Annotated in this window: 22 protein-coding genes; 14 read left to right on the top strand and 8 right to left on the bottom strand. The window is 65.7% G+C overall.

Annotation, left to right across the window (positions count from 1 at the left end; translation table 11 throughout):
- Window positions 1-25: 25 nt before the first annotated feature.
- From ACIA48_RS29435 to ACIA48_RS29410, 6 genes are all read left to right on the top strand, one after another.
- Window positions 26-427, top strand: coding sequence for an NINE protein (locus ACIA48_RS29435; protein ID WP_396739723.1), 402 nt, complete (start codon window positions 26-28; stop codon window positions 425-427).
- A complete protein-coding gene (locus ACIA48_RS29430; protein WP_396739721.1) occupies window positions 417-836 on the top strand; it encodes a DUF2752 domain-containing protein in 420 nt (139 codons plus the stop codon). Before ACIA48_RS29435 ends, ACIA48_RS29430 begins: the two co-directional genes overlap by 11 nt.
- Window positions 837-921: 85 nt before the next feature.
- Complete coding sequence (gene gltB, locus ACIA48_RS29425) at window positions 922-5,448, top strand: glutamate synthase large subunit (RefSeq protein WP_396739719.1); 4,527 nt, start codon at window positions 922-924, stop codon at window positions 5,446-5,448.
- Window positions 5,441-6,949, top strand: a complete 1,509-nt coding sequence (locus ACIA48_RS29420) for a glutamate synthase subunit beta (protein WP_396739717.1) — start codon at window positions 5,441-5,443, stop codon at window positions 6,947-6,949. Before gltB ends, ACIA48_RS29420 begins: the two co-directional genes overlap by 8 nt.
- Window positions 6,950-6,976: 27 nt before the next feature.
- Window positions 6,977-8,395: a pyruvate kinase gene (gene pyk / locus ACIA48_RS29415; protein ID WP_396739716.1), complete on the top strand. Its 1,419-nt coding sequence runs from the start codon at window positions 6,977-6,979 to the stop codon at window positions 8,393-8,395.
- A 14-nt stretch (window positions 8,396-8,409) separates the two neighbouring features.
- Window positions 8,410-9,267, top strand: a complete 858-nt coding sequence (locus ACIA48_RS29410) for an acyl-CoA thioesterase domain-containing protein (protein WP_396739714.1) — start codon at window positions 8,410-8,412, stop codon at window positions 9,265-9,267.
- Here the strand turns inward: ACIA48_RS29410 and ACIA48_RS29405 are convergent.
- From ACIA48_RS29405 to ACIA48_RS29380, 6 genes are all read right to left on the bottom strand, one after another.
- A complete protein-coding gene (locus ACIA48_RS29405; protein WP_396739712.1) occupies window positions 9,264-9,818 on the bottom strand; it encodes a DUF4190 domain-containing protein in 555 nt (184 codons plus the stop codon). The two genes, ACIA48_RS29410 and ACIA48_RS29405, sit on opposite strands and share 4 nt — an antisense overlap.
- A gap of 11 nt (window positions 9,819-9,829) precedes the next feature.
- On the bottom strand, window positions 9,830-11,320 hold the full coding sequence (locus ACIA48_RS29400; protein WP_396739711.1) for an ATP-binding cassette domain-containing protein: 1,491 nt from the start codon (window positions 11,318-11,320) through the stop codon (window positions 9,830-9,832).
- A complete protein-coding gene (gene cydD, locus ACIA48_RS29395) occupies window positions 11,313-12,872 on the bottom strand; it encodes a thiol reductant ABC exporter subunit CydD (RefSeq protein ID WP_396739906.1) in 1,560 nt (519 codons plus the stop codon). Before cydD ends, ACIA48_RS29400 begins: the two co-directional genes overlap by 8 nt.
- A gap of 41 nt (window positions 12,873-12,913) precedes the next feature.
- A complete protein-coding gene (gene cydB / locus ACIA48_RS29390; protein ID WP_396739709.1) occupies window positions 12,914-13,963 on the bottom strand; it encodes a cytochrome d ubiquinol oxidase subunit II in 1,050 nt (349 codons plus the stop codon).
- Between the two features lie 9 nt (window positions 13,964-13,972).
- Window positions 13,973-15,433 carry a cytochrome ubiquinol oxidase subunit I gene (locus tag ACIA48_RS29385; RefSeq protein ID WP_396739707.1) on the bottom strand — a complete coding sequence of 487 codons (1,461 nt, stop codon included), beginning with the start codon at window positions 15,431-15,433 and terminating at the stop codon, window positions 13,973-13,975.
- Window positions 15,434-15,495: 62 nt separating this feature from the next.
- Entirely contained in the window at window positions 15,496-16,092 is a 597-nt protein-coding gene (locus ACIA48_RS29380) for an HdeD family acid-resistance protein (RefSeq protein WP_396739705.1), read from the bottom strand.
- Window positions 16,093-16,279: 187 nt separating this feature from the next.
- On the opposite strand from ACIA48_RS29380, the gene ACIA48_RS29375 reads away from it, so the two are divergent.
- The 7 genes from ACIA48_RS29375 to ACIA48_RS29345 are packed head-to-tail and all read left to right on the top strand — an operon-like array spanning window position 16,280 to window position 23,037.
- Window positions 16,280-17,197 (top strand): ABC transporter substrate-binding protein, encoded by a 918-nt coding sequence (locus tag ACIA48_RS29375; protein WP_396739703.1) that lies wholly within the window; start codon window positions 16,280-16,282, stop codon window positions 17,195-17,197.
- 13 nt (window positions 17,198-17,210) lie between these two features.
- Window positions 17,211-18,149: an amino acid ABC transporter permease gene (locus ACIA48_RS29370; RefSeq protein ID WP_396739701.1), complete on the top strand. Its 939-nt coding sequence runs from the start codon at window positions 17,211-17,213 to the stop codon at window positions 18,147-18,149.
- A 5-nt stretch (window positions 18,150-18,154) separates the two neighbouring features.
- Window positions 18,155-18,907: an amino acid ABC transporter ATP-binding protein gene (locus ACIA48_RS29365; RefSeq protein ID WP_396739904.1), complete on the top strand. Its 753-nt coding sequence runs from the start codon at window positions 18,155-18,157 to the stop codon at window positions 18,905-18,907.
- Window positions 18,908-18,912: 5 nt separating this feature from the next.
- Window positions 18,913-20,040 (top strand): MacS family sensor histidine kinase, encoded by a 1,128-nt coding sequence (macS, locus tag ACIA48_RS29360; protein WP_396739699.1) that lies wholly within the window; start codon window positions 18,913-18,915, stop codon window positions 20,038-20,040.
- Complete coding sequence (locus ACIA48_RS29355) at window positions 20,013-20,669, top strand: response regulator (protein WP_396739698.1); 657 nt, start codon at window positions 20,013-20,015, stop codon at window positions 20,667-20,669. The genes macS and ACIA48_RS29355 overlap by 28 nt, the downstream gene beginning before the upstream one ends.
- A 45-nt stretch (window positions 20,670-20,714) precedes the next feature.
- Window positions 20,715-22,493: a DUF2339 domain-containing protein gene (locus ACIA48_RS29350; RefSeq protein WP_396739696.1), complete on the top strand. Its 1,779-nt coding sequence runs from the start codon at window positions 20,715-20,717 to the stop codon at window positions 22,491-22,493.
- A 55-nt stretch (window positions 22,494-22,548) separates the two neighbouring features.
- On the top strand, window positions 22,549-23,037 hold the full coding sequence (locus ACIA48_RS29345) for a Dps family protein (protein WP_396739694.1): 489 nt from the start codon (window positions 22,549-22,551) through the stop codon (window positions 23,035-23,037).
- Here the strand turns inward: ACIA48_RS29345 and ACIA48_RS29340 are convergent.
- Entirely contained in the window at window positions 23,034-23,651 is a 618-nt protein-coding gene (locus ACIA48_RS29340; RefSeq protein ID WP_396739692.1) for a TetR/AcrR family transcriptional regulator, read from the bottom strand. The two genes, ACIA48_RS29345 and ACIA48_RS29340, sit on opposite strands and share 4 nt — an antisense overlap.
- 29 nt (window positions 23,652-23,680) lie before the next feature.
- Here ACIA48_RS29340 and ACIA48_RS29335 point away from each other — a divergent pair, with 29 nt between their 5' ends.
- On the top strand, window positions 23,681-24,493 hold the full coding sequence (locus tag ACIA48_RS29335; RefSeq protein WP_396739690.1) for an alpha/beta fold hydrolase: 813 nt from the start codon (window positions 23,681-23,683) through the stop codon (window positions 24,491-24,493).
- On the opposite strand, the gene ACIA48_RS29330 is transcribed toward ACIA48_RS29335, so the two are convergent.
- Entirely contained in the window at window positions 24,490-25,776 is a 1,287-nt protein-coding gene (locus tag ACIA48_RS29330; RefSeq protein WP_396739902.1) for an adenylate/guanylate cyclase domain-containing protein, read from the bottom strand. The genes ACIA48_RS29335 and ACIA48_RS29330 overlap by 4 nt on opposite strands.
- Between the last annotated feature and the right edge of the window lie 257 nt (window positions 25,777-26,033).

The following is a 26,033-nucleotide window of genomic DNA, read 5'->3' as shown; positions in this document are numbered from 1 at the left end:
CGGCATTTCTGGCATGCTGTGGGGCATGACTGAGCCGCAGTTCGGTGGCAATGAGTATGGAAGCCAGCCAACTCCGCCGCCCCCGCCGCAGCCTGGCTATGCACCGCAATATCCGCCGCCCGGCGGCCAGTATCCGCAGGCCTACATGGACCCGAGCGCGCCCTTCGGCCGCCACCCCATGACGGGTGAGCCGTACTCGGACAAGTCGAAGGTCGTCGCGGGCCTGCTGCAGCTGCTGGGCCTCTTCGGGCTCGTCGGTATCGGCCGCATGTACATCGGCGAGACCGGACTCGGCGTCGCCCAGCTTCTCGTCGGCCTGGTGACCTGCGGTATCGGCGCCGTGATCTGGGGGATCATCGACGCGATCCTGATGCTCACCGACAAGGTGCGCGATCCGCAGGGCCGCCCGCTGCGCGATGGCACCTAGTACGACGGACACGACCCCGAATCGGGGGCGGCTGTACACCGCCCTCGGCACGGGCGCCGTGCTGGTGGGCAGCCTGGCCTATATCGGCCTCGCCGACCCCCATCGGCCGAACTTTCTGTTTCCCGCATGCCCCTTCCATGCGGCCACGGGTCTGTTCTGCCCGGGTTGCGGCGGTCTGCGGATGGTCCATGACGTTCTCAACGGCGATCTGGCCGCGGCGGTCGTCGACAATGTGGTCGCTCTGATCGGCCTGCCGCTGCTGTTGATATGGATTCTGCTGTGCCGCCGAAATGACCGGTCATGGTTGACGCCGGTCTCCGGCGCCGTCATCGTCGCGATCGCCGTGGGGTGGACCGTGGTACGAAATCTGCCTGGGTTCCCGCTGGTCCCGACGCTTCTCACTGGGTAGCTGGCACGTTGCGCTGATACAATCAAGTACGGGCCGGTGCAGTCCCGGGACATGATTTCCCCGGACTGCGGAGGTTGCCACCTCAATGCTCTACTCGGCATTTCCCGAGCCTCAAGGGCTCTACGACCCGAATAACGAGTCGGACTCCTGTGGCGTCGCCATGATCACCGATATCCAAGGCCGCCGGTCGCACGCCATCGTCGTCGACGGACTGGTCGCTCTGGAACATCTGGAGCACCGCGGCGCCGCGGGCGCCGAACCCAACAGCGGCGACGGGGCGGGCATCCTCATCCAGCTGCCCGTCGAACTGTTGCGCGACGTCGTCGACTTCGAGCTGCCGCCGCCCACCGACGAGGGTGCCAACACGTTCGCCGCAGGCATCTGTTTCCTGCCGCAGGACGCCGCTGACCGCGCGGACGCACGCGCGAACGTCGAAGCCATCGCCGCCGACGAAGGGCTCACCGTACTGGGCTGGCGTGAGCTCCCCACCGATCCAGCTGGGGCCGAGGTCGGAGCGACGGCGCTCGGCTGTATGCCGCGCATGGAGCAGCTGTTCGTCGCCTCGCCGAAACAGCTCGGTGGCATCGACCTCGACCGTTATGTGTATCCGCTGCGCAAACGTGCCGAGCGCAACGGCGTGTACTTCCCGTCACTGTCCAGCCGTACCATGGTGTACAAGGGCATGCTGACCACAATGCAACTGCCCCAATACTTTCCGGATCTGCGTGACGAACGGTGCCGCAGCGCGATCGCGATCGTGCACAGTCGCTTCTCGACGAACACGTTCCCGTCGTGGCCGTTGGCGCATCCCTTCCGCTTCGTCGCGCACAACGGTGAGATCAACACCGTGCGCGGGAACCGCAATCGGATGCACGCGCGCGAGGCGATGCTCGCCAGCGCCAAGATTCCCGGCGACCTGTCGCGTCTGTCACCGATCTGCACTCCGGAGGCGTCCGATTCGGCGTCGTTCGACGAAGTCCTCGAACTCCTGCACCTGGGTGGCCGCAGCCTGCCGCACGCCGTGCTGATGATGATCCCCGAGGCGTGGGAGAACAACACGACCATGGACCCTGCCGAGCGGGCGTTCTGGCAGTTCCACGCCTCGCTGATGGAGCCGTGGGACGGGCCCGCGTGTGTCACGTTCACCGACGGCACGCTCGTCGGAGCGGTGTTGGACCGCAACGGTTTACGGCCAGGGCGCTGGTGGCGCACCCTGGATGACCGCCTCATCCTGGCCAGCGAGAGCGGCGTGCTCGACGTGCCGTCGGCGCAGATCGTCGCCAAGGGCCGTCTGCAGCCGGGCAAGATGCTCCTCATCGACACCGCCGCCGGCCGCATCGTCGCCGATGACGAGATCAAGGAGTCGCTCGCCGGGCAGGAACCTTACGGGGAGTGGCTGCATTCGGGACTTCTCGACATCAAGACGCTCGCCGACCGCGTCCGTTTCCAGCCGAATCACGAGACGGTTGTCCGCAGGCAGGTCGCCTTCGGCTATACCGAAGAAGACCTGCGCATTCTGCTCACCCCGATGGCCGCCTCGGGTGCGGAGCCACTGGGCTCCATGGGCACCGATACTCCGACGGCCGTGCTGTCGCAGCGATCTCGGCTGCTCTACGACTACTTCGTGGAACTCTTTGCGCAGGTGACCAATCCGCCGTTGGATGCCATCCGCGAGGAGGTCGTCACCTCGATGGCCCGCATCATGGGTCCGGAGCAGAACCTTCTGGAACCGACCGCGGCGTCATGCCGCCAGATCGTGCTGCGCTGGCCGGTTCTCGACAACGACGAACTCAACAAGATCGTCCACATCAACGACGACGGCGAGTACGGCGGGCTGCGGACCGCGGTGCTGAAAGCGCTCTACGACGTCGAGCGCGGTGGCGAAGGCCTCGCCGAAGCCGTGGAGGATCTGCGCTTGCGGGCATGCGACGCCATCGCCAAAGGCGCACGCACCCTGGTCATCTCCGATCGCGACTCCGACCACACGAGGGCACCCATACCCTCGCTACTGGCGGTTTCTGCCGTGCATCATCATCTCGTCCGCACGAAGGAACGCACCACGGTCGCGCTGGTGGTGGAGAGCGGCGACGCCCGCGAGGTGCACCACATCGCGATGCTCATCGGTTTCGGTGCCGCCGCCGTCAACCCGTATCTGGCGTTCGAGTCGATCGAGGACCTCGTCCGCGAAGGTGAGCTCACCGGCATCGAACCCGCTGCCGCAGTGCGCAACTACCTCAAGGCGCTCGGCAAGGGCGTCACAAAGGTGATGAGCAAGATGGGCATCTCGACCGTCGCCTCCTACACCGCGGCGCAGGCGTTCGAGGCGGTCGGCATCGACAAGCAAGTCATCGACGAATATTTCACCGGTACGCCCAGCCAGCTCGGCGGCGTTGCACTGGACGTGCTCGCCGAGGAGGTCAAGGTCAGGCACCGGCGGGCGTATCCGGAGAATCCGACCGAGCGGGTGCACCGGCGGCTCGAGGTCGGCGGCGAATACGCATTCCGCCGTGAGGGCGAACTGCATCTGTTCACCCCGGAAGTGGTTTTCCTGCTGCAGCATTCGACCCGTACCGGCCGCCATGACATCTTCCAGCAGTACTCCGACGAGGTGAACCGTCTCTCCGCCGATGGTGGCACCCTGCGCGGCCTGTTCGGCTTCAAGAAGCTGAGGCCGCCGGTCCCGCTGGAGGAAGTCGAATCGGTCGACTCCATCGTCACGCGGTTCAACACCGGTGCGATGAGCTACGGCTCCATCTCCGCCGAAGCGCACGAGACCATGGCCATCGCCATGAACAACCTCGGTGGCCGTTCGAACTCCGGGGAGGGCGGTGAGGACACCGAACGTCTCTACGACCCCCGTCGTCGTAGCGCCGTCAAACAGGTCGCCTCCGGCCGGTTCGGCGTCACCAGCGACTATCTGCTGAACGCCACCGACATCCAGATCAAGATGGCTCAAGGCGCCAAACCCGGTGAGGGCGGGCAACTCCCGGGCTACAAGGTGTACCCGAACATCGCCAAGACTCGGCACTCGACGCCAGGCGTCGGCTTGATCTCGCCGCCGCCGCACCACGACATCTACTCGATCGAGGATTTGGCTCAGCTCATCCACGATCTCAAGAACGCCAACGCCGACGCGCGTATCCACGTCAAGCTCGTCAGCAGTGTCGGCGTCGGCACGGTTGCGGCGGGTGTGTCCAAGGCGCACGCCGACGTGGTGCTGATCTCCGGATACGACGGTGGCACCGGCGCCGCGCCGCTCACCAGCCTCAAGCATGCGGGCATGCCGTGGGAGATCGGATTGGCCGACACCCAGCAGACGCTGATGCTCAACGGACTGCGCGACCGCATCACCGTGCAGTGCGACGGCGGAATGCGCACCGCACGCGACGTCGTCGTCGCGGCGCTGCTCGGCGCCGAAGAGTACGGCTTCGCCACTGCGCCCTTGGTGGTTTCGGGCTGCATCATGATGCGGGTCTGTCACCTCGACACATGCCCGGTCGGTGTCGCGACGCAGAACCCCGAGCTGCGGGCACGATTCAACGGCAAGCCGGAGTTCGTCGAGAACTACTTCCGATTCATCGCCGAGGACATTCGTCAGTACCTTGCCGAGCTCGGCTTCCGCAGCATCGACGAGGCGGTGGGCCACGCCGAAGTCCTGGACACCGACGAGGGCGTTGCCCACTGGAAGAGCCGGGGTCTGGACCTGACGCCGGTGTTCGCGGTGCCGAGCGATGGCGGGGCGCGTCGCCGAACGAGGGCGCAAGAGCACGGCCTCGAAGAAGCGTTGGACCGCACGCTGATCCAACTCGCCGAGGGTGCCCTGGAGGACGCGCATCCGGTCCGGCTCGAACTGCCGGTGCGCAACGTCAACCGCACCGTAGGAACCCTGCTGGGTTCCGAGGTCACTCGGCGTTATGGCGCCGCGGGGCTGCCCGACAACACGATTCACATCACGCTGACCGGATCCGCGGGCCAGTCTGTCGGAGCATTCCTGCCGCCGGGCGTCACCTTGGAATTGGTCGGCGACGCGAACGACTATGTGGGCAAGGGCCTGTCCGGCGGACGGGTCATCGTCAGACCGCCGGACGACGTGCTGTTCCTGCCCGAGGACAACGTGATCGCGGGAAACACGCTGCTTTTCGGCGCCACATCCGGCGAGCTGTATCTGCGGGGACGGGCCGGGGAGCGCTTCGCCGCCCGCAATTCGGGTGCGCTGACCATCGTCGAGGGTGTCGGTGACCACGCCTGCGAGTACATGACCGGCGGCCGCGTGGTGGTGCTCGGCAAGACGGGCCGCAACATGGCGGCCGGAATGTCCGGCGGTATAGCGTTCGTGCTCGGCCTCGATCCGAAGAAGGTCAACACCGAGATGGTCGATTTGCAGCGCCTCGAACCTGAGGACCTGACCTGGCTGCGCGACGTCATCGCCACGCACGCCAAGTACACCGGAAGCACGCTGGCCACGAGCGTGCTGTCCGACTGGCCAAGGCGCAGTGCGCAGTTCACCAAGGTGATGCCTCGCGACTATCAGCGTGTGCTGGAGGCCACGTTGGTCGCCAAGCGCGAGGGCCGCGACGTCGACACCGCGATAATGGAGGCAAGCCGTGGCTGACCCGACCGGATTTCTCAAGGTTCCCAAAGTCGAAGCCACCAAGCGGGCGGTCGACGAACGCGTCGGCGACTGGCGTGAGGTCTACGAACAACAGGATCCGCACCAGCGTGCGGGCGAGGTCTCGCAGCAGGCCCGCCGATGTATGGACTGCGGGATCCCGTTCTGCCACTCCGGAAGTGCGGGCTGTCCGTTGGGCAATCTGATCCCGGAGTGGAACGATCTGGTGCGCCGCGGCCGCTGGGACGCGGCGAGCGACCGCTTGCACGCAACCAACAATTTCCCCGAGTTCACCGGCCGGTTGTGTCCGGCACCGTGCGAAGCCGCGTGTGTGCTTTCCATCGGAGAGGAGCAGACTGGCGGCAGCGTCACTATCAAGCGGATCGAGCAGACGATCGCCGATCAGGCCTGGATGGACGGAATCGTCGAACCCCAGCCCGCCGCCATCGCGACGGGTAGGCGGGTTGCCGTCGTTGGATCGGGTCCCGCGGGACTTGCTGCGGCACAACAGCTCACGCGGGCTGGCCACGACGTCACTGTGTACGAGCGCGACGACCGCATCGGCGGGCTGATGCGCTACGGGATCCCGGAATACAAGCTCGAGAAGGCGACGCTGAACCAGCGCCTGGCCCAGATGCGCGCCGAGGGAACACGATTCGTCACCGAATGTGAAGTGGGCGTGGACCTGCCCGTCGAACGGCTCAGGGCGCAGTACGACGCCGTCGTGCTCGCGGTCGGCGCGCTGCGGGCGCGGGACAGTGACGCAGTAGGCCGCAATCTCAACGGTGTGCACCTCGCGATGGACCATCTGGTGCCCGCGAACAAGGAGTGCGAGGGCGACGGCCCGAGTGCGATCTCCGCGCAGGGCAAGAACGTCGTGATCATCGGCGGCGGTGACACCGGTGCGGACTGTCTGGGCACCGCGCACAGGCAGGGCGCGAAGTCCGTCACACAACTGGACTACAACCCGGAACCGCCGGAGTCCCGCGACGACACCCGCTCGCCGTGGCCGATGTGGCCGGTCGTGCTGCGAACCCGCCTTTCGCCGGCGCACGCCGAAGGTGGTCACCGCCGCTACGAGGTGGCCGTCCAACGGTTCCTCGGCGACGACCAGGGGAACCTGCGCGCCATCGAGATCGCGGAGGTGAAGGTCGAACGGGACGCCGAGGGGCGTCGCGTGATCACGCCGGTCGGGGAGTCACTGGAACTGCCCTGTGAGTTGGCGCTGCTGGCGATCGGGTTCGACGGCGTCGAGCACATGCCGCTACTGGACGAACTGGGTCTCGAACTCAACCGTCGCGGCGCTTTATCGTGCGGATCGGACTGGCAGACCGACGCATCGGGGGTGTTTGTCTGTGGCGATGCTCACCGTGGCGCGTCGCTGATCGTCTGGGCCATCGCCGAGGGCCGCAGCGCCGCGCACGCCGTGGACAAATACCTGATGGGAGAGTCCGACCTGCCCGCACCGGTGATTCCGGGCGCGCTACCACTGGCCGTCGTCTGAATCGATTAACGACTATGCTCAGGACTCGTGAATAGACGCGGAAAGATCGTCTGCACCCTGGGTCCGGCCACCGCGACTGACGAGGCTGTCAGGGCACTGGTCGAGGCCGGAATGGACGTCGCGCGGCTCAATTTCAGCCACGGCGACTACTCCGATCACGAAGCCAACTACAAGCGCGTTCGCGCCGCATCCGACGCCACGGGACGTGCCGTCGGCATCCTCGCCGACCTGCAAGGTCCCAAGATCCGTCTTGGCCGGTTCGCCGATGGCCCCACATATTGGGCCGACGGTGAGACGGTGCGGATCACCGTCGACGACTGCGAGGGCACCCACGATCGGGTGTCGACGACCTATAAGCGGCTCGCGGAGGACGCGACGGAGGGCGACCGGGTGCTCGTCGACGACGGCAACGTCGGTCTCGTCGTCAACCACATCGAAGGCAATGACGTGGTGTGCACCGTCACCGAGGGTGGCGCGGTCAGCAACAACAAGGGCATGTCGCTGCCCGGCATGAACGTGTCGGCGCCCGCGATGTCGGAGAAGGACATCGAGGACCTCGAGTTCGCGTTGCAGATCGGCGTCGACCTGGTCGCACTGTCGTTCGTCCGCTCGCCGGCCGACATCGAACTCGTGCACGAGGTGATGGACCGCGTCGGCAGGCGGGTGCCCGTCATCGCCAAGCTCGAGAAGCCCGAAGCCATCGACAATCTCGAGGCTGTCGTGCTGGCCTTCGACGCGATCATGGTTGCCCGCGGCGATCTGGGCGTAGAGCTGCCGCTCGAAGAGGTGCCGCTGGTGCAGAAGCGGGCCATCCAAATGGCAAGGGAGAACGCCAAACCCGTCATCGTGGCTACCCAGATGCTGGAGTCGATGATCGACAACTCCCGGCCGACCCGCGCCGAGGCGTCCGACGTGGCGAACGCGGTACTCGACGGCGCGGACGCCGTGATGCTCTCCGGCGAGACGTCGGTGGGTAAGTATCCGCTGGAGGCCGTCAAGACGATGGCCAGGATCATCGCGGCGGTCGAGGAGAACTCGGTCGTGGTTCCGCCGCTGACTCACGTACCCCGCACCAAACGTGGTGTCATCTCGTATGCGGCGCGTGACATCGGCGAGCGGCTCGACGCCAAAGCGCTGGTGGCATACACGCAGTCCGGTGACACCGTCCGGCGGCTCGCGCGGCTGCACACGCCGCTGCCGCTGCTGGCCTTCACGTCGCTGCCCGAGGTCCGCAGTCAGCTCGCACTGAGTTGGGGCACCGAGACGTTCATCGTTCCGCACATCCAGACGACCGACGGAATGATCAAGCAGGTCGACAAGTCGCTGCTCGAACTCGGACGCTACAAGCGTGGCGATCTGGTGGTCATCATCGCGGGCGCTCCGCCGGGCACAGTAGGCTCCACCAATCTGATCCAGGTGCATCGGATCGGGGAGGACGACGTCTAGTTAGAGGGGGCTCAGTGTCGGCAGACTTGGATGAGCTGCTGGCGATACTGGACCTCCGCCAGACCGACGACGACACCTACGTCGGCTCGCACCCGAGCAAGAACCCGGTGCGCACCTTCGGCGGCCAGATGATGGCGCAGTCGCTGGTCGCAGCGACGCGCAGCCTCAAGTACGACCTACCGCCGAGCGCGCTGTCGGTGCACTTCATCGCCGGCGGTGATCCGGAGAGGGACCTAGAGTTCCACGTCGCGCGGCTGCGCGACGAGCGTCGCTTCGCCAACCGCAGAGTCGACGTCATGCAGGACGGCGTGTTGCTGACCAGCGCGATGGTGTCGTACTTGGCCGGTGGCCGCAGTCTGGAGCACGGCATCGAGCCGCCTGAGTTGCCGGAGCCGCTGTCGGTTCCACCGGTCGACGATCTGCTGCGCGGATACGAAGACGTCGTTCCGCATTTCGTCAACGCCTTGCGGCCGATCGACTGGCGCTACACCAACGACCCGACCTGGGTGATGCGCTCCAAGGGGGAGAAGCTCACCTTCAACCGGGTCTGGATGAAGGCCCAGGGACAGATGCCCGACGATCCCGCACTGCACGCCGCGGCGCTGGCGTACGCGTCGGACACCACGGTGCTGGACTCGATCATCACTACCCACGGTCTGTCCTGGGGGTTCGACCGCATTTTCGCCGTGACCACCAATCACTCGGTGTGGTTTCACCGCCCGGTGCGGTTCGACGAGTGGGTGTTGTACTCGACGACCTCGCCGGTCGCCGCCGATTCACGGGGCCTCGGCACCGGGCATTTCTTCGACCGGTCGGGTCAGTTGCTGGCGACCGTGGTGCAGGAGGGCATCGTCAAGCACTTCCCGCGCTAAGGCGTCGGAGTGGTGATGGTCATCGAGAACTCGTCCTCGAGGTTCTGGGTGAACTGATCCTGGCACTGCTGTTGGGCCGCCAGGTCGTTGCCGGCCCGGGAGAGGCAGTCGACGAGGTCGGTGCCGCCGACTTCGCCGAATCCCCATATGAACAGCCCGATTACGGCGATGGCCTCGATGATGCTGAGGAATCCGAGCACGATTCCGGCGATGGCGACGCCACCGTTGGTCGCCTGCCCGCGCTTGGCCTTGCCCCACCCGAGGAAACCGAGAATCACTGCGACAACGCCGAGTACGACGCCGCCGACGACCGTCAGCAGCGAGATGATGGCGGTCACCAACGCCGCGATCCCCAAACCGTTTTGGGGTGTGGACGGCGGCGGTCCGTACCCGCCGTACGGCGCCTGCTGTGGTGGCGGCGGATAACTTCCGGGATACACCCCGTACGACGGCGGCGGCCCAGCCGGCGGGGGCGGCGCCGCGGGCGGCGGCGCCGGTGGCGTATCGGGTGGCGGCGGGGGTGGCGTCTCGGGTTTGTCCGGCTCGCTCATGGTGTGTGAGGTTACTCGCAGGCTCGGAGGTTCACGGTCGGACACACAAAGTCGGCCGGCAGGTGATGGGTGGCGACGACGACGGTGCGCTTGGCCGGGAAGAGGCCGCCGGGCGTGAGGAGTTCGACGAGAAAGCGTTCGCCGTCGACGGCGTCGAGGTGTTCGGTCGGCTCGTCGAGCAGCACGGTAGGCACGGTCGAGATCAGCGCGCGGGCCAGCAGCAGTCTCCTGCGTTGTCCGGCCGACACGGCTGCGGCGCCGCCGACGAGGACGGTCGACAGCCCGTCGGGTAGCGCGTCGAGCCAGTCGCGCAGACCGACCCGATAGAGGACATCGCGCAGCTCGTCGTCGGCGGCGTCGCCCCGGGCGACGAGGAGGTTGTCGCGAACGGTCGTCGCGAACACGTGCGCGTCCTCGGCAAAGAACGCGCTCTCCGTTGGAGTTTCTTCGAGCAGCAGGCCCGCGAGGTTCATCAATAGCGTCGTCTTACCTGAGCCGCTCGCCCCGGTCACCGCGAGCCTGGAACCGGGTTCGAGGTCGATCGCCGGGACCGTGGGTCGACGCGCGTCATCGCTGGCCGGGTCGGTCAGCAAGCGGAGCCGCCGTGCGGCGACCTTCGAACGCGCCAGCTGGACACCGGCACCGGGCAGCGCTGTCGTCGCCTCAAAAGCGGACAGCGGCAACAGCATCAGTATCGCGAGGGTCGTCGGCGCGACGGTGGGCGCCAGCGCGATGCCGCATATGACGGCACCCAATACGCTGGCGCCGATTGCCGCGATCGGTGCCGCGGACGCGATTGCTGCAGGTGCCGCGGCCCGATCGATCGCGTGGCCCCAATCTCGTTGCTGCCGGTCGGCGTCGGCGAGTAGCTCGTCGAGGCGTCCGCTGACGCGAAGCTCAGGTGCATGTTCGAGCGCGATCATCGCAGCCGTATCGCGCTGTGAACGGTGTTGTGCGGCAAGCTGTTCAGCAGCCACCGCAGCCCGGGCGGCCAGCGCGGGTGCGACGACACCCGCGATCAGCAGGCACAACACCAGCACCAGGGCGGCCGCGGGAGAGATGACCGCGATGGCGACGGTGGCGGCGGTCCCGAGGACGACCGCCACCGAAATCGGGACCACCGCGCGCACGAGCACATCGGACAACTCGTCGACCGACGTGCCGATGTCACTGACCAACTGACCGGTGTGTCGCCGCATCACCGCGTCGGCAGGGCCGGCCGCGAGCCGCGCGTACAGCCGTTCCCGTACGTCGGCGGCGGCCCGAAGGGCGGTGTCGTGCGAGGCCAGCCGTTCGCAGTAGCCCAGCACGCCCCGCGAGATGCCGAGTGCGCGGACCGCGACGACCGCCACCGTCAGGTGTAGCACCGGGGGCATCTGCCAGGCCCTGGTGATCAGCCAGGCCGCGACACCGGCCAGGGCCAGCGCACTGCCGAGCGACAGCACTCCGAACAGGATGGCCAACAGCAGCCGGGGCAGGCGCGGGCGCAGCAGGTCAAACATCGACGAGGCTCCCGACGTGCAGGACGCGATCGCCGATGGCCAGCACCGGTGTCCGGTGGCCGACGACGATCACTGTCGCACCGGAGGCCGCGCGCGCGGTGATGGCATCCAGTACCCGGAGTTCGGTCGCGGCGTCGAGGTGAGCGGTCGGTTCGTCGAGAAGCAGGATGGGAGCAGACGATCCGAGTACGCGAGCCAGTCCGAGCCGCTGTCGCTGACCGAGCGAAAGGCCGACCCCGCCGCTGCCCAGCGTGGTGTCCAGGCCGTCGGGCAGCGCGACGAGGACCTCGTCAAAACATGCCGTACGACAGGCGGTCTCGATATCGTCGAGCGGCCCGAAGAGTTCCAGATTCTGCCGCACCGTGCCGGGAATGATGGCGGGACGATGCGCCAGCCAGGCGACCTGTGCCCACCACGCGGGCAGGTCCAGGTCGGCCACGTCGATGCCGCCGACGCGTATCCGGCCTGACGTCGGTTCGTTGAGACCCAGGATGGCCTGCAGCAGCGTGGTCTTGCCAGCCCCGTTGAGCCCGGCGATGACGGTCACTTGACCGGGCTCGACGGCGGCATCGAGTGCCGTGATGTCGATGCTGGCGCCTGTAGCCGTCACGTGGCGGGACCCGTTCTCGGGCGACCGCAGCACGTTTACCAGACGGAAGGTGTTGTCGGCGGCTGTCTTTCCGTCCTGTGCGGCGTGATACGCCGCGCCCACGCGGCGCAGTGGCCAGAACACCTCTGGCGCCAGCAGCAGTGCCGTGAGACCCGCGGTCAAGGTCATATCGCCGTAAACCAGCCGCAGGCCGACACTCACCGCGACGAGTGCGACGCCGAGTGTGGCCAGCAATTCAAGTACGAGGGAGGAAAGGAACGCCATGCGTAACGTCGCCATCGTCGAACGCCGATGAGCGGCACCCAGTTCGGCAATCCGCGTCGCGGAATCACCCACCCGGCGAAGGGCGCGCAGCGTTGGCAGGCCGGCTACCAGATCCAGCAGGCGCGACTGTAACGTGGCCATCGCCCGAAGCGCCGCGGCCGAGCGCTCGGAGGTGGTGAGGCCGATCAACACCATGAAGATCGGAATGAGCGGTAGCGCGATCGCGACGATAACCGCGGATCGCCAGTCGTAGAAAGCGATCACGGCGACGGTGGCAGGGGTCAGGATCACGGCGACGAGCAATGCCGGCAGGTACGCCGTGAAGTACAGCCGCACGCCGTCCAGACCGCGGGTGACGAGAATCGCGGCGTCGTCGCGACGCTGCGCGAGTTGCCGGGGCGGCAAGGACGTCGTCGCCGTCAACACCGAACGGCTGAGGTCGGCGATCACCTCGCTTGCCCCGCGCTGGGCGAGCCGACCTTGCTGCCAGGTGACAAGCGTCCGGAATGCCCACAGCAGCACCAGAATCGACAGTGGCGCCGCCAGCCGGCTGAGGCTGCGCGCCTCCGGGTCGGTGATCACCCGGGACACGATGTCGGCCAGCACCACTGCGGAGGCGATCGTGGCCCCGGCGATCAGCACGCCGCATGTGGCCGACGACACGAGGAAGCGGCGCATCGCTGTTGATGCGCGCCACAGGCGCGGGTCGACGGGGCCCTTCACGCGCGTTGCCGTGACAATCCAATCGAGGCCGGAATGCCATCGGCGGTGATCCTGCGACGGAAGACCCAGTACGTCCACCCCTGGTATCCGAGCACCAGCGGCAGCAGCGTCAGCGATGCCCACGACATGATTGCCAGCGTGTAGGGGGTCGACGAGCCGTTGTAGATCGTCACGTTCCAGTCGGGATTCAGCGTGGACGGCAACAGGTTCGGATACATGGAGCCGAACAGCAGCACCACGACGGAGGCGACGACCACCATCGTCGATGCGAAGGCCCAGCCTTCACGGCGGCGGGTCAGCATCAGCGCCACCGCCGTCAGCAGCGCGACCACGGCGATGCCCAACGGCAGCCACGTCCAGGTTCGTCCATGCGCCAGTTGCGTCCACAACCCGAACCCGCCTGCGAACACGATGGCGGGCAAGGACAACGCGCGGGCGAAGCGGAATGCGTCGTCGCGCACCGGCCCTGCGGTCTTCAGTGCCACGAACACCGCACCGTAGAACGCGAACAGTGACGCCGTCGCGAGACCGCCGAGAATCGTGTAGGCGTTGAGCACATCGCCGATGGCCAGATGCGCCTGGCCGTCGGCATCGATCGGCAGACCCCGCACCAGAATCGCGAATGCAACACCCCACAGGATGGCGGGCAGAAAGGATCCGGCCGCGATACCGGCGTCCGCCCACGAGCGCCAACGCGGATCGTCGATCTTGCCGCGCCATTCGATGCCGACGACCCGCACGATCATCCCGACCAGGATGGCCAGCAAGGGGAGATAGAGCGCGGAGAACATCGTGGCGTACCAGTTGGGGAACGCTGCGAACATGGCTGCGCCCGCGGTGATCAGCCAGACCTCATTGGCATCCCACACCGGGCCGATGGTGTTCAGCGCGGCACGCCTGCGTTGTTCCGGATCCGCGCCGCTGGCCTTACCTGCTCTTCCGAACGGCGCCATCAGCATGCCGACCCCGAAGTCGAATCCTTCGAGGAGAACGAAGCCTCCGAAAAGCACGGCGATGATGAAGAACCACATCTCTTGCAGGCCCATCACAACCTCCTAGTACGCAAAGGACAGGGGAGCGACGTCCTCGTCGTCCGGTGCGGGTGGCGGTACGGGCTCGGAGTCGTGCTCCAGCGGACCCTCGATCACATACCGGCGGATCAACCAGAACCAGATCACGCCGAGCACGCCGTACAGCAACGTGAACACGGTGAGTGAGAGCATTACCATGCCCGCCGCGTGGCCGGATACGCCTTCCTGCACGGTCATTCGCACCAACTGATCGCCCGTCGGATTAGGCACCACCACCCAGGGCTGCCTGCCCATCTCGGTGAAGATCCATCCCGCCGAGTTGGCCAGAAACGGCGTGGGCAGCGTGATCAAGGCGAACCAGCTGAACCATCGTTGGTCAGGTATGCGGCCGCGACGTGTCAACCACAGTGCGGCGAGCGCAAAGGCGACCGGCACGAGCAGGAGCCCGATCATGGCCCGGAACGCCCAGTAGGTCACGAACAGGTTCGGCCGGTAGTCGCCGGGGCCGAACTTCTGCTCGTAGGACCGCTGCAGATCGTTGACGCCCTGCAGGGTGACACCGCTGAACGTGGATTCCGCGAGGAAGGGCAGCACGTAGGGCACCTCGATGAGGTGCGTGACGCTATCGCAGTTGTTGTGGGTTCCGACCGTCAGGATCGAGAAGTCCGGGTCGGTTTCGGTGTGACACAACGATTCTGCCGACGCCATCTTCATGGGTTGCTGGACGAACATCAGCTTGCCCTGGAAGTCGCCGGTGAAGAACAAGCCGCCGGCAGCCACGAGCGCGACCAGGCTGCCTGCGATCGTCGCGGGGCGGTACATGGTGCGTGCCTCTTCGGTTTCTTCCGCACGCTTGTGGGAGCGCACCATGAGCCAGGCGCTCACCGCCGCGACGAAAACGGCCGCGGTGAGGAACGCTCCGGCTACCGCGTGCAGGAACGCCCAGATCGCCGTGTTGTTGGTCAGCAGTGCGCCGAAGTCGACGAGTTCTGCGCGTCCGGTCTCCGGATTGTATTTGGCGCCAACGGGATGCTGCATGAACGAGTTGGCCGCAATGATGAAGTAGGCCGACGCATTGACCGCGAACGCGACGATCCAGATGCACGCGAGGTGGACGAGACGCGGCAGTCGGGTCCAGCCGAAGATCCACAGCCCGATGAACGTCGATTCGAAGAAGAACGCGATCAGACCTTCGAACGCCAGCGGTGCGCCGAAGATGTCGCCGACGAAGCGGGAGTATTCACTCCAGTTCATCCCGAATTGGAATTCCTGCACTATGCCGGTGGCGACGCCGAGCGCGAAATTGATCAGGAACAGCTTGCCGAAGAACCGGGTCAGCCGGTACCACGCGGGGTTGCCGGTGACGACCCACGCCGTCTGCATGGCGGCGATGAGCGGAGCCAGTCCAATGGTGAGGGGGACGAGGATGAAGTGGTACACGGTGGTCGTTCCGAACTGCCACCGCGACACGTCGAGTGCGTCCATATGAACCTCTCCCGTGGCTGTTCCCCAAGCCTACGACAGAGCGTAGTAGAAATCAGTGTGCGTTAGCTCACCGGCGCTTCTGTCGTAGGTGTAGGCGCCGCGCCGCCAAGCCCCTTGGAGGCTTTGCGGATGGCGAACGCGGTGCCAATCTCGGCCGCGCCGAGGAAAATCAGGATGATGCCGGTGACCTGGGTGACGGCGACCAAACCCTCCATCGGCCACGCGAACATGATGATGCCGGCGATCAAGCCCAGCACGCCGACGAAGATTTCCCAGACGCGTCCGGGCAGGGTCGGGTCGGAGACTGCCGACATCAACGTCGCGACGCCGCGGAAGATGAAGCCGATGCCGATCCAGATGGCGAGCAACTCGATCGAGTTCGAGAAATTGATCAGGCAGAGCACGGCCAACACCAGAGCCGCCGCGCCGCCGATGAACAACAGGAGTCTGCCGCCGAGCGACGACTTGAGACTGAACGCCATGACAACTTGCGAGATGCCGGTGACAAGAAGATAGGCGGCGAAGAAAATGGCGGTGACGAAGATCGCCGCGGCGGGACGCCAGAGGACCAGCACGCCGAGGATGAGCACCAGGATTCCGGTGGCCAGTGCCGACTTCCAAAGGTGCGGCAACATGCTTGGTTGAGCAGGACTTTCCATGCGCGAAGTTTCCCACAACGGCAATACCAAAGCGCGAATATTCCCCTTTCCGTGTGCAAAACGTGTCATTCCAGCACTTCGGAATTCGTTGGCCGTTCGTGTTCCCCTGCCGCCTGCGTACGTCTCTACTACTGTTCCCCTACCGGCGCTTCCCGCTGGATCAACGAGGCAGAAAGTAGAGGGAACCGTGCTACGTGAATGTCAAGACCGCCGAGGGAAACTCCTGCGCATCGCAGGTGTGTTTGCTGCGACGGGCGCGCTGCTCCTCTCGGGGTGCGCGAGCGGTACCAATACGAGCGAAAATACGACCGGCAGCCCCACGGCCACGGCCGACAAGGTCGATGAGATCGCGAATACCGTGCCAGAGGCGATCAAAGAGTCCGGAAAGCTGATCGTCGGCGTCAACATTCCCTACGCGCCGAACGAATTCAAGGATCCCAGCGGCAAGATTGTCGGCTTCGACGTCGACCTGATGAATGCGATCGCGGGCACGCTGGGCCTGACGGCGGAGTACCGCGAATCCGACTTCGCCAAGATCATCCCGTCGATTCAGGGCGGCACGTACAACGTCGGCATGTCGTCCTTCACCGACACCAAGGAGCGCGAGCAATCGGTCGACTTCGTGACCTATTTCAGCGCGGGCATTCTCTGGGCCCAGCGGCCCGGATCGCCGATCGATCCAAACAACGCGTGCGGCAAGAAGGTTGCGGTGCAAGCTACTACGACCGAGGAGACCGAGGAGTTGCCCGCCAAGAGCAAGGCCTGCGTCGACGCGGGCAAGCCGCCCATCGAGATCGTGTCTTTCGATGGCCAGGACGCCGCGACGAACGCCGTGGTGTTAGGACAGGTGGACGCGATGTCCGCCGACTCGCCGGTGACGTCGTACGCGATCAAGCAGAGCAACGGCAAGCTAGAGGCCGCCGGCGAGATCTTCGACTCCGCGCCCTACGGCTGGCCGGTTCAGAAGGGTTCGCCGCTGGCGCAGTCCCTGCAGAAGGCGCTCGAGCATCTGATCGAGTCGGGTAAGTACGAGGAGATCGCGAAGAACTGGGGCGTTGAGAACGGGATGATCGACAAGCCGGTGATCAACGGCGCAATCAACTAGTGGGGCATTCGAAATGACTGATGTCGACACGTCGCCACCTGCCGCTCCGGCCGCCATCGATGCTGTCCCGCTGCGTCATCCGTGGCGGTGGGTGGCGGCGGTCGTCATCATCGTTCTCGTCGCACTGTTCCTCTACGGCGCGGCCACGAATCCCGCATATCGCTGGCACATATTCGCCAAGTACGTTTTCAACGAGCGGGTGCTGACGGTCGGCCTGGTCAACACCTTGCAGCTGACTGTCTATTCGATGGTGCTGGGAATCATCCTCGGGGTCGTCATCGCGGTGATGCGGCTGTCGGACAACCCGATCTTCAAAGCGGTGTCCTGGGTATATCTGTGGATCTTCCGCGGCACACCGATCTACGTGCAGCTCGTCTTCTGGGGCTTGATCCCGGTGATCTATCAGAAGATTCAGCTCGGTGTCCCGTTCGGGCCGACCTTCTTCGAGCTGAACGTGCAGGCGTTGTCGATTCCGTTCATGCTGGCGATTCTCGGTTTGGCGATCAACGAGGGCGCCTACATGGCCGAAATCATCCGCGCGGGAATCACTTCCGTGCCCGAAGGGCAATTCGAAGCTTCCACGGCGCTGGGCATGTCGTGGGGCATGGCGATGTGGCGGACAGTACTGCCGCAGGCCATGCGGGTGATCATTCCGCCGACCGGCAACCAGGTCATCAGCATGCTGAAAACCACGTCGCTGGTGACCGCCGTACCGTTCACCCTCGACCTGTACGGCATCACATCGCGCGAGATCGCGGCGCGCGAGTTCGAACCGGTGCCGCTGCTTCTGGTCGCCGCGTTCTGGTATCTGATCGCTACGAGCGTGCTGATGGTCGGGCAGTACTACCTGGAGCGGTACTTCGCCCGCGGCGCGTCGCGCAAGTTGACCACCAGACAACTCGAAGCGCTGGCCAAGGCGCAGGGAGTCGGCGACGTAGGAGCTGCCCCGTGACACCCATGGTCAAGGCCGAATCGGTCTGCAAAAGCTTTGGCGCGCTGGATGTTCTGAAGGGCATCACGCTCGAGATCGGCAAAGGCGAGGTGCTGTGCATGGTCGGCCCGTCGGGGTCGGGCAAGTCGACCTTCCTTCGTTGTATCAACCATCTCGAGCAGGTCAATGCCGGGCGACTGTACGTCGACGGTGAACTGATCGGCTACAAGGAACGCGGCGGGAAGCTGCACGAGATGTCGCCCCGCGACGCCGCCAAACAGCGCCGCGAGATCGGAATGGTGTTCCAGCACTTCAACCTTTTCCCGCACCGCACCGCGCTGGAGAACATCATCGAGGCGCCCATCCACGTCAAGGGCGTCAAGAAGGACGCCGCCGTGGCCAGGGCGAAAGACCTGCTGGACCAAGTCGGATTGTCGGCGAAGGCCGAGGCGTACCCGGCTCAGCTGTCGGGTGGTCAGCAGCAGCGGGTGGCGATTGCCCGCGCCTTGGCGATGAGCCCCAAGTTGATGTTGTTCGATGAGCCGACCTCAGCGCTGGATCCGGAATTGGTGGGCGAGGTCCTCGAGGTGATGAAAAAGCTTGCCGCCGAGGGCATGACGATGGTGGTGGTGACCCACGAGATGGGATTCGCCCGTGAGGTGGCGAATCACTTGGTGTTCATGGACGGCGGTGTGGTGGTGGAAAGCGGACCGCCGCGTGAGGTGCTGAGCAACCCGCAACACGAACGGACGAAGGCGTTCCTGTCAAAGGTGCTGTAGGGCCGATGACGGCGAGCCAACCGGATCCGGCCACGCCGCTGTGGCGGGCGGCTCAAGTGTTCCGTCTGCTGAGTTGCATCTACGCACTCGGCTTTCAGATCGCCGTCAATGGCGAACTCGAGCGTCCGGCAATTGGGTGGACGCTGTTCGCGGTGCTGCTCGCGTGGAGCGCATTGTGCGCGTTCGCCTATCTCCGCGGGTTCGGCAGACGCGCGACATGGGTGGCCGCGGAGATCGTCGTCGTCGTCACGCTGATCCTGACCACCGAGTTCATCGCCTCCGACCAGTGGGCGTTCGACAACCAGTCGTGGCCGACGACCTTGTGGGCGACGAACGCCACGATCTCGGCCGCCATCCTGTCCGGGCCGATCGCCGGCATGTTGGCCGGGGTGGCGGTGATGATCGCGAGCACCATTGTGAAGGGCTTCATCAACTACGACCTCGGCCGCAACGCAACGATCGTCATCGAACTCGCCGTCGGACTGGCGGTCGGCATGGCAGCACAGACCGCGCGGCGCGCGCACGCCGAACTCGAACAGGCGGCGCGACTGGCCGCCTCGCACCAGGAGCGGGAGAGGTTGTCGCGCCAGGTACACGACGGCGCCATCCAGGTGCTGGCGCTGGTGTCCCGGAGGGGCCGCGAAATCGGCGGAGCGACTGCCGAATTGGCGGAGTTGGCGGGGGAGCAGGAGCGCGCCCTGCGGCGGCTCGTCAGCTCGGCGGACACCGGCATCCCGGCGGGAGAGAAGACCGACGTTGGCGCGCTGTTGCGTGAACGGGCCTCGGACCTGGTGTCGGTGAGTGTGCCAGCCGACCCGGTGTTGCTAGATACGGCCACGGCGGGCGAGCTGTACGCAGCGGCCGTGAACGCGCTGGAAAACGTCGCGGCCCACGCCGGCGCGGAGGCGCGCGCCTACGTTTTGCTTGAGGACTTGGGTGACACGGTAACGGTTAGCATCCGCGACGACGGCGTCGGGATTGCTGAGGGCAGACTGGACGAGGCGGTTGGTGAAGGCCGCGTCGGGGTAGCTAAATCGATTGTCGGACGGATGGATTGGCTCGGTGGAAGTGCGAAGCTCACCACTGCGCCGGGATGTGGGACGGAATGGGAGCTGACAGTACCCCGACGGTGATGGTGGTCGACGACCATCCGATCTGGCGGGACGCGGTGGCCCGCGATCTCGCCGAGGACGGATTCACCGTGGTCGCCACCGCGGATGGTGTGGCGGCGGCGAGGCGGCGGGCGGCTGTGGTCGTACCGAATGTCGTCGTAATGGACATGCGACTCTCCGACGGTGACGGGGCGCAGGCGACCGCGGAGGTGCTCGCGGTCTCGCCGTCGTCGCGGATCCTGGTGCTCTCGGCGTCCGACGAACGCGAAGACGTACTGGAGGCGGTAAAGGCCGGCGCGACAGGCTATCTCGTGAAGAGTGCGTCGAAGCAGGAACTCGGCGACGCGGTGCGGGCCACCGCCGAAGGACGAGCGGTCTTCACGCCGGGATTGGCGGGCCTGGTTCTCGGCGAGTACCGGCGCATCGCGGCGAGCCCGGAAGCCGGTCCTGCCACCCCCAGCCTCACTGAGCGCGAGACCGAGATTCTGCGGCACGTCGCGAAGGGGCTGACCGCGAAACAGATCGCCACTCGCCTGTCGTTGAGCCACCGGACCGTCGAGAACCATGTGCAGGCCACGTTCCGCAAGCTCCAGGTGGCGAACCGAGTCGAATTGGCCCGATACGCGATCGAACACGGGCTCGACGAGTAGTCCTACTCATCCGGAAACGGTGATCCGCCTGCCACGATGGCAGCCATGACCGAACAACGCGCCCTCCTGGCCCGGGTTTCCGCCGATTTCTCGGCGATATCGCAGTACATGGCACGGGTCTCGGCGGACCTCAGCGCACTGGACCGCCTGCTGGCCGAACAGCCGGACCCGTCCGCGGTCGCCTACCCCGTCGCGCAACCCCAGCCGTACCCGGTGCCGCACTGGCCGCAGTACCAGCCGCCGGTCGCTGCGCCGTCCGTCGCTGCACCGCAGTCGCCTGTCGTGCAGAAGCCGCAGCGCGACGAGGGCTGGATCGGCAAGCTCCTCGCCGTCGCCGGTGTGGCCGTCACGCTGATCGGCGTCGTGTTGCTCGTCGTGCTGGCCGCGCAAGCAGGCATCTTGCGTCCCGAGATCCGGGTGGCGGGAGGTGCCCTGCTCGCGGCTGCGCTGGTCGGGGTTGCGGCCTGGCTGTACCGCCGGCCCGGTGGCCGCGTCGGCGCCATCGCTCTGGCCGCGACCGGCATCGCCGCGGCCTACATAGACGTCATCGCGGTCACGACCATCTATGGCTGGGTGTCCGCCCCCGTCGGCCTCATCGCAGCGGCGATCATCGGCGGTGGCGGGCTGACCTTGGCCCGGCGCTGGGACTCACAGCAGCTCGGCGTGTTGGTGCTGGTTCCGCTGATCGTGCTGGCGCCGATAGTCACAGACGGCATCACGCTGCTCCTCGTCGGCTTCATGCTGGCGCTCGCCGCAGTATCGCTGCCGGCGCAGCTGGGCAAGGACTGGATCTGGCTGCATTGCGCTCGCATCGCGGCCAGCACATTTCCACTGCTCATCGCCCTGCTGGCACTGAGCTTCGACGACCGTCGCGACCCCTGGCTGGTCGCGGCATGCGCTATCGGGGCGGGACTGGCGATCGTCGCCGCGCTGATCCTGCTGCCGCGCACTTCGAATCGTGTGTTGATGGCGCTGGTGACCGGCGCGGGGGTGCTGCCCGTGCTGTGCGTGGCACTCGTCGCCGACCGGGTGGTCGCCGCGCTGATGGCGGTGGTCCTCGCGGCGGTGCTGCTGGCGATCGTGCTCATCGGTGGCCGCGTGGCCGGTGTCGACGGCGCGGTGCGTCCGATCTGGGCGGCTCTGTCGGCAATCTCCGCGACGATCGCGGTGCTGGTCGCGTTCGACGGTTACGTCGCGGGACCGATACTGCTGGCCATGGCGATCGTCGTGGCCGTCGCGGCGCGTCGCGAGGCGATGGCGCGCTGGGTGGCGCTGGGGGTGGCCGTCGTCGGCGCCGCGTTCTATCTCAGCTACGCGCCACCCCGACTGCTGATCTATGCAAGCGAAACCTCCACTGCGACAGCGGTATCCACGCTGATCGCCAGTTTGTTGTTGATCGCGTTCGTCGTGGTGATCGTTTGGAGCTTGGACGGTCCCGATTCGGCGATGTGGGCCGGCGCTGCCGTGGTGGCCGCGTATGCGATCACCACCTTCACCGTCACCGCGGGCGTACTCATTGGCGGCGAGGAACGCGGCTTCTTCGCCGGGCACATGGCCGCGACGATCTGCTGGATCGTGATGGCGGCGGCGCTGTTCATATACGCGGCGCGGTTGCCGCGAGCCACTCGGTCCCTGCCGATCGGCGGGGGACTAGCGCTGGTCGCGGCCGCGATGGCCAAGCTGTTCCTCTTCGATCTCGGCACACTGGACGGGATCTTCCGGGTCGCGGTCTTCATCGTCGTCGGGTTGATCCTGCTCGGCATGGGAGCCGGGTACGCCCGCCTGCTCGACAAGCAGGACCAGCAACTAGACAGCAAGTTGTGAGCACAGTCACAGGCTAATCTGGAGTCATTCCAGTTTGGCGGGCGTTGACCGGTACATGGGTACAAATCGACGCACTGATACAGACGTACACGGATTCCAGGCATCGCCCGAGCTGAGCAGTAACCTCCAACGGGTTCTGGTCGACCTGATCGAGTTGCACCTGCAGGGCAAGCAGGCGCATTGGAACGTCGTCGGCACCAACTTCCGCGACCTCCACCTGCAGCTCGATGAGCTCGTCGACTTCGCGCGCGAAGCCAGCGACACCGTCGCCGAGCGGATGCGCGCGCTATGGGCTGTTCCGGATGGGCGGTCGGACACCGTTACTGCCGGCACGACGCTGCCGCAGTTCCCGCCGTACGAACACAGCACCGGCGAGGTCGTCGACCTGATCGCCGATCGCATCTATGCGACCGTCGAGACCCTGCGCACCGTGCATGACGCCGTGGACGCTGAGGATCCCAGCACCGCTGACATCCTGCACCAGCTCATCGACGGTCTCGAGAAGCTGGCGTGGCTGATCAAGTCGGAGAACCGCAAGGTCTAGGCGCGAGGTCGGCAGATCAGGCCGACGGCGGCTTCGATCAGCTCATCGAGTACCTCGCGTTGTGCGCCTGTGCGGGCACGCATGGCGAGAGTGTTCAACGTCGCGGTCGCGATCTGTGCGAGCGCGTCGGGCGCGAACGGCGAGAGCTCCCCGTCGCGCTCGGCGCGCTCGAACCGTTTTGTGAACATGGCCGTGAAGCCGCACATCGTCGCTTCGACGATGTCTCCCACGTCACCGTCTGTTCTCGACTCGGTGACCGCGGTGCCGATGAGAAAGCAGCCCCGAGGGCCATCATCACCCGCGAGGTAGAAGTCGCGGGCGTCTCGGTAAATCGAAGTGAGCTCGTCGCGCAACGCCCGCTCCCTCGTCAGTGCGGATTCCAGCCAGGCTCGGCTCGACGTGGCGTAGTCAGTTGCGGCAGCTCGGTACAGGCCGCGCTTGTCCCCGAAGGCCGCATAGATGCTGGGGCGATTCATCCCCATCCCTGACGCGAGGTCGTCCATCGATGTGGCGGCGAACCCGTTGCGCCAGAAGGTGTCTCGGGCCTGCTGCAGCGCGACTTCGGGGTCGTAAGCGCGCGGCCGGCCGCGGCGCCGGGGGACAGCTCTAGTCACAAGTCGAATTTTATACTAGTTTGAACAAAATGAATGGCATCGTCGTCGACGTGGGCAAAGGCGAGCCCGTCTTGCTGCTGCACGGCTACCCGCAGAGCGCATCGTGCTGGCGCCATCAGATTCCGGCGTTGGCCGAGAATCATCGAGTCATCGCCGTCGACTGGCCGGGCTTCGGTCGCGCTGACGCACCGACGCTCCCGCCGACGTACGACAACGAGGTTGAACACATCGGCAGGCTCGCCGACTCGTTTGGGCTGGACCGCTTCAATCTCATCGCGCACGATTACGGTGGCTTTCTCGGTCTCGGTTACGTGCTCCGCAACCCCAACCGTGTCATGCGGCTCGCACTTCTTAATACGCGTGCGCACAACGTGTTTCGTCCGTGGTTCTATCGCTTCAGTCAGGGCCAGAGCTGGGCCGCCGTGCATGCGCCTGCAGTTCTCCGCAGACTGCCACTGCGGCGGATCCACCACGTCGCTCTCAGCCCGTATCGCGGGCTGGGTTGTTTCGACGACGTACTGGAAGACGAATACCTCGGTTGGCTGGACACCGCGCGAGGCCGGCGGACATTCGTCGAGTTCTTCGTCAACTACCACCTGCCTGCGGTGCCGGAACTCGCTGACGGCCTTGGCCGGATCGACTGTCCGACTGCGGTGATCTGGGGTGATCGTGATCGCTACATTCCGTTTGCGACGGCGCGCCAGCTGGCGGAACGCATTCCCGGGGCGACCCTCACCCGCCTCGCCGGCGGCGATCACTACATCATGGAGGAGCGGCCCGGCGAGGTCACGGACGCACTGCTCGAGTTGCTGGCGCGGGCGCCCGTTGCAGCGCTCGGCTAAAGCGTTGCGGCGGCGCCCCGTTCGACCGCGCTTCGAACGGCGTCGTCGTCGCGACGCGCGACCAGGTACCAGGTCTGCATGACGCCCTTGCCTTTGATGTCGACCTCGCCACGCTCTTCGAGCACGAATGCGTGGTTCAGGCGCTCGTAAACGTCCTGAGGTACCTGAATCCGGCCCTCGACATCGGTGGTTTCCATCCGAGACGCAACGTTCACGGCGTCGCCCCAGACGTCGTAGAAGAACTTTCGTGCTCCGACGACACCGGCCACCACTGGCCCGGCTGCCAGGCCGATTCGCAGCGGCACCGCGCGTCCCTTGGGGTCCTTGAGGTCTGCGACGGCGTCGGCCATGTCCAGCGCCAGGCATGCCAATGCCTCGATGTGGTCGGACCGGGGCTCTGGCACCCCGCTGACCACCATGTATGAGTCGCCGCTGGTCTTGACCTTTTCCAGACCGTGTTTGTCGACGAGCAGATCCAGGTCGGTGTAGAGCCGGTCCAGGAATCGCACGAGGTCGCTCGGCGTGGTGTCACTCGCGCGTTTGGTGTAGTCGGCGATATCAGCGAACAGGATCGAGGCGTCGTCGTATTTGTCGGCGATGATATTGCGCGACGGGTCCTTGAGCCGCTCGGCGATCGTCGCAGGCAGGATGTTGGCCAACAGCTGCTCGGACCGTTCGTACTCCGCCTCCATCGCCTCTCGGGTACGGCGGATCTCGCGTAACGCGAACCAGATTGTCGCGACGACAAGGATCCAGGCGGTGATGACGGTTAGCGCGAACGAGGTCTTGAACGCCCACGGCGGTTGAGTGCCTGTGTCATTCGGCACGAAGTATTCGAGCGCGATCACCGTCGCGGCTCCGATCGCGGCCAATATCGAGGCCAAGACGATATGGTCCGGGCCGAGGACGACCAGCACGATCGCGGCGGCCACCACGAAATAGAACTGCAACCCCGAGCCCGTGCCCAGATAGACGCAGAGCACCGTGATGGTGAGGTAGGAGACGACGAAAAACACCAGGGGAGCGACGAGTTCCCCCATGCCGCACAGTCGCGGAATCATCATGTAGGCAACCGCGCTCGCGAGGTTGATGGCAGTGACCCACCAGTCCTGACCGATGAGGATTCCCTGGATGCCAAAGAACGCGGTGATGGCGGCGCTGATCATGGCGGTCACGTTCAGCACGCGCCGGTGCCGGGCGGCTCTCTCGGAGAGGAGGCGGGTGCGGCCGGGGCCGCGCCGCTCCACCGCCACGTCTGGCACGCACACCGGCCGGGCTTTCATTGCCACGACAGCAAGACTAGTCGCGAAATGGCAGCTACCTGCGGTTTTTGCGTGCGGCGAAGGCGTCGCTGGGGCTTCGTTATTTGGACTTTTTCTTTTGCTTCGCGGATGGGCCACAGCAATGCGTTCCCGGTAGAGCGTTTGCTTGGAACACGCCGACCGCCAGAGGCGTCTTCTCGGCGCATATCACAACATCACGCCGAGGGACGCCTCCGAGATCCGTCGCGGCGTGCCGGCCCGACGCCGTCATAAAGAGC

Source organism: Mycobacterium sp. NPDC051804, from assembly GCF_044452905.1.
GTDB lineage: Bacteria > Actinomycetota > Actinomycetes > Mycobacteriales > Mycobacteriaceae > Mycobacterium.
Note: the sequence above shows the minus strand (reverse complement) of the source record. Positions and strands in the feature narration are given on the sequence as shown.